Below are 12,716 nucleotides of genomic sequence, written 5' to 3' on the forward strand. Positions count from 1 at the left end.
CGGCGCGTGCTCCAACACCGACCGATCTGTCAGGTGACCCCGTAGGCAGGCCTTCTTCCAACCTGTCCCGAGAATGCCTCCGGCCCCTGCGATGCTCCTCTCTCATAGCATCAAGCGGGTACAAGTCGGAAGGAGTACCCGGTCAGGTGCGGCATCAGCCGGATGCCCGCTCGATGATCTCCTGTTCGGCGAGTGGATCGGCGGGATGATGGCTCAGGCACTGTCGTGCCCGGATGAGCACCTCGGGTATGCCTTCGCTCGCGGCATAAAACTGCCCAGTCTCCAGCCGTCCGACTCGGTCGGCGCGGCCTCCGCGGGCTCGCGCCAGCCCTTTGACTACCTCGATCTGCGTGGGGCTGTTGATTCTGCCGATGAACTGGGTTGTGGCGTTTCCCGCGATGTGGTTGTGTAGGCCGCGCGGTGTCTGGGTGGCGAAGACAAGGCCGAGGCCGTACTTGCGCGCCTGGGAGGCCAGGGTCAGCGTGCTGGCCAGCGCCTCGGTCTTCGGTGTCGCCGGTACGAGCGCCTGCGCCTCGTCCATCACGTACAGGCCATTGAGGGAACGGCCGCGGGCCGGATTCCGCTTGATCCAGGAGAACAAGGCCATCTGGAGCTGGCTGACGAATCCTGGTCTCGCCTCATCACTGAGACCGATGAAGCTGATCACGGAGACGCGTGCCCGCTTGCCCGTTGATGGACTGAGCAACTGCTCGGGGTTCGCCGGCTCACCGCGGCCCGCGAAGAGCGGGTCGTTGATCGTCGCGGCGGTGAGGAGCTGTCCCAGTTCGGCGGCGATCTGATCCGCGCGGTCGATCTGGCTGACTTCCAGCGGCAGGGCGGCGAGTAGGCCGAGAAATGCGGCGAAGTCTCCGCCGCCTGAGCGGGCGAAGTAATCGAGCGCCTGGCGGAGGATGGCTTTCCCCTTGCGCGCCTTGGCGCTTGCCCCGTCCGCGTTCGCCCGAGGGGCGAGCGCTTCGACGGCCAGGCCGAGCGCGGAGTCCAACTCGTCACGGTTATCGAGTACGGGCGCGAAATCGGGGAGCGGCTGGAAGGTCAGCGGGCGCCCACGAGAACGTCCCGGGGTCCAGATCACGACCTCAGTTTCGGTGAAATAGCGAGCCGCCTTGTCGGCGTCCTCGTTGCTCCAACCAGGAGGCGGGCTGGGCCAGGGATCACCCAGCCGGGCGAGGTCGTTGTTGGAGTCGAGCACTATCGACGACACCCCGTGCAGCGCGCACTCCTCGATGAGCCGCCGCAGGAACACGGTCTTGCCGGAGCCGGATCCGGCGAACACGGCCGTGTGGCGGGTGAGAGTGCTCAGCTTCAGTTCGAGATCGGTGCCGGTGTCTAGACGCTTGCCGATCGGGATGACCGCGGTGCGGCCGCCTGCGGATTCCGGGAGGTCCCTTGCCGGCCGTTCGGATCCTGCGGCCGATGGCTGAGGCGGCGGTGATGGATCGGTGAGTGTCAGCGCGCCGAGCAGGCTGGTGAACAACTCGGTGCCGCTGGCCGGGCGGCGAGCACGCAGCCAGTTCTCGAACTCCGGGTCCTCGTCGGCTGTCATTTGCCGCAACGCCTCGAAGACGCGCAGGTCGTCGCCCCGGACGGTGAGTGATTGGCCGCCCCATTCCTTGAGCTGTGTCAGGCGAGCTTGAGTGGCCGGCCCGTCCGACCATGCGAGATTGCGCAGCACGACGAAGCAACGGTCGGGCGTCTCCGGGCCCGAACCGGACGCCGTGATGCCGTCATTCAGCCGTTTGAGTGCTGCGATGTGGTGGGGCGCGCCGATCATCCGGAACGTCCAGTGCCGCTGCTCCTCGGAATCGGGGTCCAGTGCCTGCCGCAATCTCGCGTGCAGGCTGGGGCGGCGGCCCGGCGGTGGATCGACGGAGAAGGCGTCGCCCGCTTTGTCCTGCTCTTTGATCCAGGCGTTGAGACCGGCGGCGAGCAAGGGAGGCGCGAGTTCGTCTTCCTGTTCCGGATCGAACGCGTTCGATACGTCAGCCCGTCGGCGCAATTCGGCGAATCGCGCGTCGAGCCGGGCCAGGTTCGTCTCCGTCACGGAAGGAGCAGTCTCGACGAGAGGTGTCACAGCGGGAGCTGGTTCTTCTCGATCGAAACGTTCCAGCGGACGTACTTCGCCTTCTGCCCGGCATGTCGCAACGTGTGCGCTGATCAGCCGTAGCAGTGTCCTGGGAGTGTGACCCGGCGCTGTTGCGAACGCGGTGGGGGCGAGGGGCCATGCGGGGCTGGGCGGGGTGAAGCCCGCGTGCGCGAAGGCCACGGCGAACCTTCGCTCGACCAGGACTCGGGCGATGTCCGCGCTAGCGATCGTGGTGAGGATCAGGGCTGGCCGGAACCTGTCCTGTGCCGTTCCGATGGCCCGATTCCTGATCAGATTCCACGACGACGGCAGGCAAGCCACCAGACATAGCGTTCTCTGAGTGGCGTGCACCAGGGCCATGAGGCCGCTCGCGATCTCGTCGATCACGTCTTTCCGCGGTTCGGCATCGGGCGGCAGCGCGGCGGAGTCCGGGGTGGTGGCCATGCGGGAGTGCTCGAGGAGTGCGTCGATCTGATCCACCGCGATGACGCTGGGCCCGGTCAGCGCGAGGATCATCGACAGCTCGACCGCGATGTCGTGCGGCTTCTTGACTCCTCGGCTCATGCCCCAGGCTTTGCGATCGCCCTCCTCGGCTTCCTCGGTCGACATCAGGTGATCGTGAGCGACGTCGAGTGCCGGACCCGAGGCGGCGGCGTAGAGAGCGAGCGCCCGGATAGTGTCGCGGCACCGCAGCAACTGCCGGTTCCTGGCCACCAGACCATTCACCAGAGCATCGAGGTCGCTGCGGGTGATGCCCGATTCACTCTCGATCGCTGCCCTGATCTGGTCATCGGCTCCCGCGAGGGTGGCCAGGGCGAGCAGGGCGACCATCGCCTGGCTCGGAGTGTCCGGGCCGGCGGCCGAACGGCCCAGGTCCTCGACCATCGCGCTCGTGGTCCGATGCCAGAAGTCGTCTCCCGCGCTGAAGTCCACGAGGAAGAAGTAGCCGCCGGCCTGCGCGATCTTGCCCCTTACCCAGCCGAGGAGGTGGGTCTTGCCGGCACCTCCCTCACCCTGGATCACGACGCCGAGCGGGCTGGTCCGGGATGCGGCGGACGCCTCGTCGATGCCGTCGAGGATCAGCTGCTCCGCCCGCGGATGCATGCCGTCGACGTGGAAGGGGGGCGGGTTCCAGGCGTGTTCGGCCGTTGTCGCCCAGTTGAGGACTCTGGAGATGGCGTGCAGCGCCTGTTCCTCGTTCTCGTTCATCGGGCCTCGATCGCCAGCAGGTGCTTGCTCACACCGCCTATGAGGACGGCCGCTTTCCTGTCCTCGTCGGTCAGGGTCTTCTGGTCCGCTTCCGGAACAAGATGCACGTCCGGGAGCTGTTCCAGTTGCCGCAGCGCCTCGTCGACCTCCTCGCGGGAAGCGTCTCCCAGTTGTGCTCGAAGATGTGTCAGGAGCACCCAGTCCTGCGCTTCGCGAGCCAGGTGCCAGTAGGCGTCGCGGATCGCCTTGGTCAGATCGGCCGGGGCCGCGGCCCCGCCTTCGCGGGCCTTGACGACGAACTCGGCCAGACTCAGATCGGTCGCGTCGAGGTATCCCTTGATCACGTGCAGGACACCGTACAAGGTGCGGCCGAGCGATCCTCCGCGTTCCGGAGCCGAGCCTTCCAACTCTGTCACGCACCAGGCCCAGCCGTCCTCGGTGAGCGTGTGGTGGTAGGACCTGCCCAGCTTCTCGCTCATGACGAGACCGCTCTTGTTCACACGGCGCCGCGGCTCACCGTCGAGCGCGTCCCCGACGTGAGCTCGAAGCTCCGGGTTGGACGCCGTTCCGCCGAGCGTCATCAGGCCCAGAAGCAAAGCCCGATCCCGGGTTCCGAAGGCGGTCTTCTCCATGGTCAGTTCTCCTCGGATCGATCGTCCACAACTTTGCTGAAGCTGGTCGCTATGAGTTCACGGCGGCCGTTGACGTCCATGAGCGTGCCGACAGCACGCACGAGGGTTCGGTTTCGATGCGCATCGACGGCTACGTCATAAGCCGCCTCGTCGGACAGGCGCACCCATATGGAGCCGCGCGGCTCGCCCTCTCCGATCGACACCTGGCCACGTACGTGAATGCGGAACCGGTCCTCGCCCCCGTTGTCGAAGAGCGTGCCGATGAGGCCCGTGACCGAAGCGCTTTCGCGGTGGAGACGCCGAAGCCTATGGGCGACACGGCGCAGCAATGTCCCGCTCTCGGCCTCGAAGACCACTGTCTGCGCGGGTACCTCGGAGGGCAGTGCGCGGGCCCAGCGGAAACCGACCTCGAAACGGGTTCCGGGATCGGGGCCAGCGAATCGGGCGAGTGCAACGCACAAGTCGGCCGACACGCCGTCCCGGACCATGCCGTCGAAGACGCTGATGTTGCCAGTTCTGTGTACCTCAGCGCTGGCTTCGCGCAGGAGCAGCGCGGCACGTTGGAGCAGGGTCAAGGTACGGCGCGCCAGCGGAGGTTCGCCGGAATTTTCATCATGTAACGGGATACGTACGGTGAGGAGGTCTGCGGACGGCACGATTGGCCCGATCCATACACGAGCGAGCAGATCACGCACTGCTTTGGGTGCTGTACCGTCGAACACCGGCCGAGGTCCGCTCAGAGCGGCACGCGCCGCCGCGCTCAAGGCGGCTTGGGCGCTGTTGAGAGCTGTGACCGCGTCGGCCAACCCGAACTGCCCATTCATGGGGACGATGGGTGCGCGATACCACTGGACATCGGCCATGGGCGAGCTGATGTCGGACGCGATGTCCTCAGCAGAGCGGCTCTCCACCCTGGCCAGCAGCGAAAAGATCTCTCTGAGACGCCGTGGCCCGTCGGCCAGATCGTCCGCCCCGGGTACCAGGATCTCGTGATCGCCGTCATGCACCCAGACAGCCGCACCTCTCCAGCCCTCCGGCTGGCGAACCCAGCCAGTAGCGGCCAGATAGCTGCTGACGTCGGAAACCGACACACTCCTCATCACGCGAGTGATCCCGTGGGCGCCCCGACAAGCTCGCGTAACGCACGGACCGTGAGAACGTTCCCCAACGGCACGTGGATAGGGACATGCCGTTTGGTACTCGGAGAGGCGATGGGTTGCTCACCCTCGAACCCGCGGTAGTAGCAGAGCCGGCTCAACATCAGCCCCTCGGTCTCCACACGTGCGTAGCGGTCGCTTTCCGACGGGACCACGACGAGGAATAGATAACGCGGAACGAGAAACGGACCGGCGACGAGCTTGTTGTACTGCACCTCGTTCAGTCCGCGAAACTGCAGATCCGGGCCCTTGCACAGCGGCGCCGACCACGACTTGACCTGTACCTCGATAGCAGGCGAGGCAAGATATCCCGTCCTTCCGGGGTATCGAAAGCCCAGGTCGATGCCGTCATAGTCGAGATCGTCCTGATAGACGAGGAGGCCCGCAGCCGAAGCAAGTACCCTCACGTAGTCTTCAGCGAACTTGCCTTGATGGTTCCGCTGGTCCAGCACACAGTCTCCCTCACCACCGACCGCCCGATCCGCACGCTAGAGAGTATCTTTCACGCTGCCAAGAGGAGAGAGATTTCGCTTTGGCGACGTATTATGCGCGTCTTCCGCCGCCCTTTTACGGTCGCCCTGAATATGCGAATTCGTTCGGGGTCGAAACGCAGTGGCATGCTATTACCTGAAGCCAAGTTTTCACCCGTGCAATCGCGCTACGCCACCGTGACATCCGGGTTGAGGCAGACGTCTTCCTGTACGGCGTGCAGCACCCGCACTCCCTCGTTCACGAGTGGCAGGACTTGCGACCCTTTCCGTCAACCCTTTTGGGGCCTGTCGGTCGTCGGTGAGCGTGTGGTCCTGGTCAACCGCCGGGTCACCGTGACCTGGGCCGTTGAAGCCGGCGCCGTGATCGTCACCCCGCTGCGCCGTCTCTCCCCGACCAGCCGCACGACCGTGGCCGGACAGGGCCGGGAGCTGGCGGCGTTCCTCGCCAACACGAAAGTCATCGAGTACGGGTCCTCGCCTGATCCGAACAAGAAGCACATCACTGGGGAGATGCGCCTGCCGTCAGGCTACCCGGAGGACTGGTCGCGCAGCCGTACGCAGGCCCGCGTGAACTGACTGCGCCCTGCGCTTGCCGCTAGTGCTGTCACCTCCGGGATCGCACCGCGCGCGCCCATGACAGGGCGAGGGGACCCTGCCGTGTGAGCTCGCGACAGCGTCCCCCGACCGTCGGCGCCTCGAAACTCACCTCGTGATGGAGGACTCAGCCGAACCCGACAGCCGTCCGGGGCCGGAGCGCCCGGGCACGGAGCGCCGCCAGCGCCGCGGTCCGCCCGGCATCGGTGAGCCGGTCGCCGACCTCGTCCAGACTCCGCTGACGGCGAAGCAGCCCCAGCAGATCCAGACGGCGTTGGACCGCCCCGATGAGCCAGCCGACGTTCTCACCGGTGATCGGCTGGCCGGTGGAGGGAGAATGCCAGCCCTCCCCGGCCATCGCCTCGGCCACCGCCGCACACTGTTCCCGATATCCGACCCTGCCGGTCAGATGGAGCATCAGTGTGATCTCCGCAGCGACGCCTTCGGCCTGATCGGCAGGGATCAACGCGCTCGTCACCGCTGTCCACAGCGTCGAGCTATCGGCCGCGGCGAGCTTCTTCCCCGCCGGGGTGAGCAGCAGGCTGCGCTTGCTACGCCGTACCGCGCTCAGCTCACGGACCAGCTCACGCAGCGTCCACGCCTCCACAATGTCGGACTCCGAACGTGGCCGGCCGGTCAAGGTGAGCCAGCCGAACCGCTGACAACCCTCGGCGACGACCGTACGCGCCAAGGTGTGGTTGGCCGTGAGCGGGACCCCGCCCTCAGCGGCGGCCAGGTCCAGCAGCCAGCGCACCGGAGCCAGCCGCTCCGCGGCCCCCTCAGGCACCCCCGGCACGGTCTCCAACTGCGGCATGACCGCCTCAGCGAGCCGTTTGCGTGCCACACCACGCGACATGGCCCACGTCTCCATCCGCTCGCCGTGAATCGCCTCCAGCCAGCTCGCCCCACCCGGTACGGCACGCGGCACCGTGAGGAACTCGCGGGTGACCTGCTCGGCAACGGCCCGCCAGCCCCGCGTCCCGGGAACCAGCTCATCTGCGGCGATCGTCGCCTCCAACTGCGCGGCCGCCAACTGGAAAGCGTCGTTCTCGTGCAGGCCCATCACCTTTCCCCAGACGAGCACGCCCCCGACATCGGGCGGCTCCACCCCGGACGCACTCATCGCCTTGTTCAGCGCGGTGAACCCGGACTGGCGGCTCTGGTGCCAGGCCGAGATGACCTGCGTGGTGGTGTCGGACGCGCAGACGGCCGCATAGCGCGGCAACCCCAGATATTGGAAGAGCGCGCCGAGCGCCGCGGCGATCTGCAGATGTTCGGCCAGATCGGTCCACCATTTCGCGGGCAGCTGATACCACAACCAGTACTGCAGGCCGTACAGAGTGACGCTGTCGAGCCCTGCGCCGAAGGTCAGCGAGCCGAACGCGGACTGGGCCGCTTCGGCCTCGCCCTTGTCCCGGCGCGCCAGCACGGCAAGCGCCTCCTCCACCCGGCTGTCCACGCTCTCGCCCACCACATCCCGTCGTCGCAAGCGCCTCTGCCTGCGGATATCGCTCGTCTTCAGCTTCTCATGGCCTCAGGGTCCAAACGCTGGCACGCACGCCAGGTCCGCGCCTCATGCCCCGCGACTTCCCCCTCGGTGACATCGGCCCGCCGCCACGCTGCGGAACCAAACAGTCGTGATTGGCCGTCCGAGCGGTGCCCGAGAGGCCGGCCGCGATACGGTCTGAGCCATGCCCGAGCAGACCCCCGCGCTCTTTGATCTGCCTGCCCCGGAGACGCCTCCCGTGACCGGATCTCATGACCCCGGCCGCTCCGGTCAGCGTTGGCGACGGACAATAACCGCGCAGGTTGTCGTCCGCAATCTCGCCGTGCTCCGCGATAAGGCACTGGACGACTTCGACAGCGGCGCCTTCATCGAGATCGGCGACGCCGACGACGATGAGGACCTCCCCGACACTCGGGAGGTGATCGCATCGACCGCAGAAGGAGCACTCGATTGGTTGATCGATCCGACGGCGGGGCTATGGCCGCTGATGGAGAGCGGCGCGATCCGCCTTGAGGCAGCCGAGCATGCGGTCGAACAGGTAGCCGAACGGGGGTTCCAGATCTCTTGGTCGGTCCAGGTCCAGGTGGGCGACCTCGCCGCAGTGCGAACGATCGCCGTGCACAAGGCCCCCGACGCCGCGGACGAGATCAGCGGCAGCTTGGCGGCGGCGTGGAACAACGCGGCCGCCCCCGCGGCCCCGCTTACCGGCATCCCGGCGATCACCTGGACCATCACCAGCATCACCGTCGAGCGGGTGACACGCCGGTGAGCCATTTCCCCGAGCTCGGCGCGCAGGCGCCCTGGCATGTCGTCCAGATGCTGCTCACGTCCGCCACAAGCCGGAAGCGTCCCGACATCGCCCGAGACCTCCTGAATTCGGTGATCGAGCACACGGGCGACGAACGCGCGCGGACCCGCGCGCAAGAGGCGTTGCAGGGCCTACCGGAAGCCTGAGCCGGGCATCTGGGTCAGTGCCTCGTCACTCGTCATCGCCCTCACCCGCCAGAGTCCGTCTTGCCAGCGCCCGATTGATGGCATCCCGTCGAAGGGCACCGGCTCTTCGGGGTACTCCGGGTTGTAGTCCTCGATCGGGTTGTCGCCGCGACCGTCCACACAGACCGGGGCAGCGAGTTCCTCGGCGACCACCCTCTCCAGGAGAATCTCGTGCTCCCAGCAATCACCGAGATCGTAGGTGTACCGCAGCACCGATCGCGTTGCGGGCAGCACCTGGTTCAACCGGCATAGGTCTTCATCCCGGCACTCCTCCAACGGCCGGAAGGGGTCGCTGAAGCGGCGCTTGCCGACCCTGAACACATGTAGGTGATGATCCGACCAGCCGAACAGCCTCCGGATGATCTGGTGCAGATCACCCAGCGAGTAGTTCTCCGGAACCAGGACCCGTCGCCACACGCCGGCGACGGAGATCTTCAGCTGGTAGCCGAGAATCGCCGGTGCCGTCCGTGGCAGGACGGCCAGGAGCCGACCCGCTTCCGGGTGCCCGCTGCCCCCGACTCCTTCATGAAGGTCGCCGCCCATCATGTCCAGCAGGACATACCGAGCGTCACTTACCCCATAGCGATCAAGCGCCGCAAGCGCGTAGTCGACCGCCCGCCACGCCCGATCCCCTTCAATCTCCGCATCCAGCCACCAGCGGGCATGCGGCCCCAGCAGAGGAAGGTCACGCACCGCCTGCCACAACACCTCGGCATCACCGCGCTCAGCCACCACCTCGACAACACTGAGCCGTCCCGCAGGGGACGCCTCAGCCGTAGCCCGCAACAGTTCGGGGAGCCGATCAACCACCCTGCGTGAGTCAGGTACGAAATCCTCGATCCGCCACCGCCACAGCAGCTCCGGCACCTCCTCCGGCGGGATCGTGGCGATCCGGCGCAGTACCTCAACCGCGCTCAGGTCCGCGATGATCGGCAGCGGCAACCGTTCCGCCAGCTCTTTGCGAGCGTGTCCGCCCAGCTCCGTGACCATCAACCGATCGTCGACCGCACCGAATGCGACCAGGATCGCCAGCAGGCGGTCGACGGGATGCCAATCGACCAGCCTGAAGACGCGCCAGTCCCAATCACCACGCTGCCGCATCTCATGCTCCACCGCCTCGCGCAGCGCCCGGCCCAGCGGCGGTGCCTCCTCCGCCAACAGGTCCAGCGTGACCAGGCAGCAGATCCGCGGGTCCACCTCGCAGGGGTCAGTGATCTGCGCTGCGATCACCTGCTCCAAGGCCGCATACCAGGCGTCAGCGTCAAGCGCCGGCGCGGGTTCGGCCCGTACGGCACGCGAGCCCTCGATCGTGACCAACCCTGCCGCCACCGCGGTCAGCCAAGCCCGCTGCACCTCCGGCACATCGCTGAGGCGCCGGACCTTGGCCGGACACGCCACCCCGAGCGCCAGTGCGGCGTCGGGCACCAGCGCCGGTTTGATCGCGATCGATGGCGTGACCGCCCGACCGGCCCCTACCCAGGAGGCCAGGGCGTGGGCGGCTGTGAACACCGGACTCTCGGCGACGGAGGGCATGGCGGCGAGCGTATCGCCTCGCCGATCTCAAGGTGCGGCCCCTTGCGGGCCTCCTCCTGGGGGCCCGAGGCGGGGCCCGTCCAGTGCGCAGGATGGTAGGCGGCGAGGTAGGACTGCAGGTCGTACTCGGGAACCGCGTAGTCCGCACAGCTCAGCGGGCCCGCGTCGATGGCGCCCTCGACGTAGACGACCTTCGGGGCGTCGCCTGCGACGGCCGCCGCCAGCTCGTCGCGGGTGCGGACGGTCACCGCGTGGCGGGCCGCGACGCCGCCGCTGGTGCCGCCCTCGGCTGCGGCCCATCCGTCGTCGGGCGCCAGGACCTGCCACCCCAGGTCCTTCGCCTCCCCCGAGTGCATCGGGCTCAGCGCCGTCACGGCAGCCAGGACGGCCGCGGTCACAGGCCCCATCAGCCGTTCCTCTGCTTGTATCCGGCCTGCGCCTCGGTCAGCTTGGCCGCGAACTGGTCGAGGAAGTCCTTGGCGCTGAGCTGGCCGAGCAGCACCTTCTGGAACAGCGGCTCGGCCCAGGTCTTGGTGATCTCGTTGAACTCCGGCAGGTGGTAGGGCATCTGCAGGACCTTGGTGGCCGGGTCGTTCAGCACGCGCTGCGCCTCGGCGATGTGCGGGGCCTGGTTGCCCTGCACGTCGGTGTTGGCCGGGATGACGCCGCTTTTCTCGGCGATGTAGGCGTCCATGTCCTTGGTGGCGAGGAACTCGGCGAGCTCGAACGCGGCCTCCTTGTTCTTGCCGGCGGAGAAGACGCCGACGCCGCTGACTGGATTGGACAGCACGGCCTGGGTGCCGGAGTCGGACTTGGGCACGGAGAAGGAGGCCACCTTGTCGGGGCCGAGTGCCTTGATGTGGTCCTGGTAGGAGCCCAGGTTGTGCTGCATGACGGCGATGCTGCCGGCGGTGTCGAACTGGGCGACCATCTTGACGTAGTCGTTCTGCAGGTCGGCCTCAGGTGTGTTCTTCTTGTAGAGGCCGGCGTACTTCTCCAGCGCCGTCACGTTGCGTGGGTCGTTGATCGTGGCCTTGCCGGAGGCGTCGAAGAACTCGGTGATGCCGGACTGGGCGTAGACGACCTCCAGCATCTGGGCGATGGAGCCGGCGCCGCCGCGGATGGTGAAGCCGAACCGGTTCTCCTGCGGCTTGGTCAGCTTGTCCACCACCGTGAAGAACTCCGACCAGGTCTTGGGCGGCTCCAGCCCGGCCTCCTTGAACCAGTCCTTGCGGTACCAGAACGCGCCCGCGTTCGTGGACAGCGGGAAGATGTACGCCTTCCCGTCCGGGACCACGTTCTTGACGGTGGTCAGGAGTGACTCGTTGAACTTGCCGTTCAGCGCCGGATTGGCGGCGATGCGCTCGTCCACCGGTTCGAGCGCCTTCTGGGCAACGAGGTTGGCCAGTCCGGAGGTGGAGATGTCGGCCACGTCCGGCGTGCCGCCGCCGGCGATCGCTGTGTCGATCTTCTGGGGCGCCTGTGCGATCGGGATGCCCACGTATTTGACCTTGATGGTCGGGTTGGCCTTTTCGAACTCGGCGATCGCGTGTTGCCAGATCGGCGTGCGGGCTGGCCCGGCGTTGGTGTCCCAGAAGGTGATCTCGGTCTGGCCGCCGGAGCCGGCGTCCGAGCCGCATCCGGCCAGCAGGGCCACGGTCAGGAGCACCGAGGCCGATGCGGCCGTTACACGTCGTGTCATTGACTACTACCTTTCGATGTCCACGGTGAACGCGTCGAAGATCGCCTGACCGGCACCGCCGCCCGCAGCGAACAGGCCGATGACCGCACCGACCCACCGCCCCTGCGTGGCCTGGAAGGGCTCGCCCACCTTGCGCGGCCCTTCCCCGGTGTCGGCCAGGAACGTGACGAGAGCCCCTTCGCCGACCCGTGCGCCGACGGTGATGGGCTCACCCGCCTTGACGGGCACGGGCTCGGCATCCCCGCAGACCAGGAACGTGCCTTCCGGGGTGCTCTCCAGCGTGACGCAGGCGTAGGTGTCGCCGACCACGGCCAGGCCCGCGCGGCCCTCGCCCCCGATGGTCAGGGTGGTGGTGACCGTGCAGGGGTCGCCGGGCAGCCGCTGCCCGAGCACGGACGGGCGCTCCCTGAGGTCGTCCGGTCCTGGCACGCAGGCCAGGCGCAGCGTGCCGGCACGCAGTTCCCACCAGGACGGGTCGGGGTTGGCCTGCCAGCTCCACTGCAGCCCCAGCACGGGTCCGGAGAAGTCGTCGGAGGTGGCGGGCGTGCTGGGGGTGCCGCCGGGGACCGGCATGGGTCCGCCGGGCACCGGCTCGCCGTCGGCGCCCATGACCGGCCAGCCGCCGTTCCACGCCATGGGCTGCAGGTGGACGACCCGGCCGTAGGGGCCGCGGTCCTGGAAGTGCATGAACCAGTGCTCGCCGGACGGGGTGTCCACCCAGCCGCCCTGGTGCGGGCCGTTGACGTCGGTGCCGCCCTGCCGCAGCACGATGCGGTCCTCGTACGGGCCGAAGA

12 protein-coding genes are annotated in these 12,716 nt (G+C 67.5%); 3 read left to right on the top strand and 9 right to left on the bottom strand.

Features of this window, described 5'->3' with window-relative positions; all coding sequences use genetic code 11:
* Positions 1 to 154: 154 nt before the first annotated feature.
* From ACTWPT_RS57635 to ACTWPT_RS57650, 4 genes are read right to left on the bottom strand one after another with little or no spacing between them, the layout of a single operon-like run.
* Positions 155 to 3,313: a helicase HerA domain-containing protein gene (locus ACTWPT_RS57635; protein WP_443186043.1), complete on the bottom strand. Its 3,159-nt coding sequence runs from the start codon at positions 3,311 to 3,313 to the stop codon at positions 155 to 157.
* Positions 3,310 to 3,945, bottom strand: coding sequence for a hypothetical protein (locus ACTWPT_RS57640; protein ID WP_443186044.1), 636 nt, complete (start codon positions 3,943 to 3,945; stop codon positions 3,310 to 3,312). The genes ACTWPT_RS57635 and ACTWPT_RS57640 overlap by 4 nt, the downstream gene beginning before the upstream one ends.
* A 2-nt stretch (positions 3,946 to 3,947) precedes the next feature.
* Entirely contained in the window at positions 3,948 to 5,045 is a 1,098-nt protein-coding gene (locus ACTWPT_RS57645) for a hypothetical protein (protein ID WP_443186045.1), read from the bottom strand.
* Positions 5,045 to 5,554: a DUF4365 domain-containing protein gene (locus tag ACTWPT_RS57650; protein ID WP_443186046.1), complete on the bottom strand. Its 510-nt coding sequence runs from the start codon at positions 5,552 to 5,554 to the stop codon at positions 5,045 to 5,047. Before ACTWPT_RS57650 ends, ACTWPT_RS57645 begins: the two co-directional genes overlap by 1 nt.
* Before the next feature lie 345 nt (positions 5,555 to 5,899).
* On the opposite strand from ACTWPT_RS57650, the gene ACTWPT_RS57655 reads away from it, so the two are divergent.
* Positions 5,900 to 6,169: a hypothetical protein gene (locus ACTWPT_RS57655; RefSeq protein WP_443186047.1), complete on the top strand. Its 270-nt coding sequence runs from the start codon at positions 5,900 to 5,902 to the stop codon at positions 6,167 to 6,169.
* Positions 6,170 to 6,314: 145 nt separating this feature from the next.
* Here the strand turns inward: ACTWPT_RS57655 and ACTWPT_RS57660 are convergent, their stop codons facing one another.
* On the bottom strand, positions 6,315 to 7,676 hold the full coding sequence (locus ACTWPT_RS57660) for a hypothetical protein (RefSeq protein ID WP_443186048.1): 1,362 nt from the start codon (positions 7,674 to 7,676) through the stop codon (positions 6,315 to 6,317).
* A 202-nt stretch (positions 7,677 to 7,878) separates the two neighbouring features.
* Between ACTWPT_RS57660 and ACTWPT_RS57665 the strand changes: the two genes are divergently transcribed.
* Positions 7,879 to 8,463 carry a hypothetical protein gene (locus ACTWPT_RS57665; protein ID WP_443186049.1) on the top strand — a complete coding sequence of 195 codons (585 nt, stop codon included), beginning with the start codon at positions 7,879 to 7,881 and terminating at the stop codon, positions 8,461 to 8,463.
* Positions 8,460 to 8,648 (top strand): hypothetical protein, encoded by a 189-nt coding sequence (locus ACTWPT_RS57670; RefSeq protein ID WP_443186050.1) that lies wholly within the window; start codon positions 8,460 to 8,462, stop codon positions 8,646 to 8,648. Before ACTWPT_RS57665 ends, ACTWPT_RS57670 begins: the two co-directional genes overlap by 4 nt.
* Here the strand turns inward: ACTWPT_RS57670 and ACTWPT_RS57675 are convergent.
* The 4 genes from ACTWPT_RS57675 to ACTWPT_RS57690 form a co-directional block, all read right to left on the bottom strand.
* Positions 8,634 to 10,220: a plasmid pRiA4b ORF-3 family protein gene (locus tag ACTWPT_RS57675; RefSeq protein WP_443186051.1), complete on the bottom strand. Its 1,587-nt coding sequence runs from the start codon at positions 10,218 to 10,220 to the stop codon at positions 8,634 to 8,636. The genes ACTWPT_RS57670 and ACTWPT_RS57675 overlap by 15 nt on opposite strands.
* The gene (locus ACTWPT_RS57680; protein ID WP_443186052.1) at positions 10,160 to 10,627 is read right to left on the bottom strand and encodes a hypothetical protein; all 468 of its coding nucleotides are present in this window, start codon (positions 10,625 to 10,627) and stop codon (positions 10,160 to 10,162) included. The genes ACTWPT_RS57675 and ACTWPT_RS57680 overlap by 61 nt, the downstream gene beginning before the upstream one ends.
* The gene (locus tag ACTWPT_RS57685) at positions 10,627 to 11,922 is read right to left on the bottom strand and encodes an ABC transporter substrate-binding protein (protein ID WP_443186053.1); all 1,296 of its coding nucleotides are present in this window, start codon (positions 11,920 to 11,922) and stop codon (positions 10,627 to 10,629) included. The genes ACTWPT_RS57680 and ACTWPT_RS57685 overlap by 1 nt, the downstream gene beginning before the upstream one ends.
* A gap of 6 nt (positions 11,923 to 11,928) precedes the next feature.
* The coding region (locus ACTWPT_RS57690) for a hypothetical protein (RefSeq protein ID WP_443186054.1) at positions 11,929 to 12,716 on the bottom strand (788 nt) is incomplete at its 5' end.

This window comes from Nonomuraea sp. 3N208, from assembly GCF_052245935.1.
GTDB lineage: Bacteria > Actinomycetota > Actinomycetes > Streptosporangiales > Streptosporangiaceae > Nonomuraea.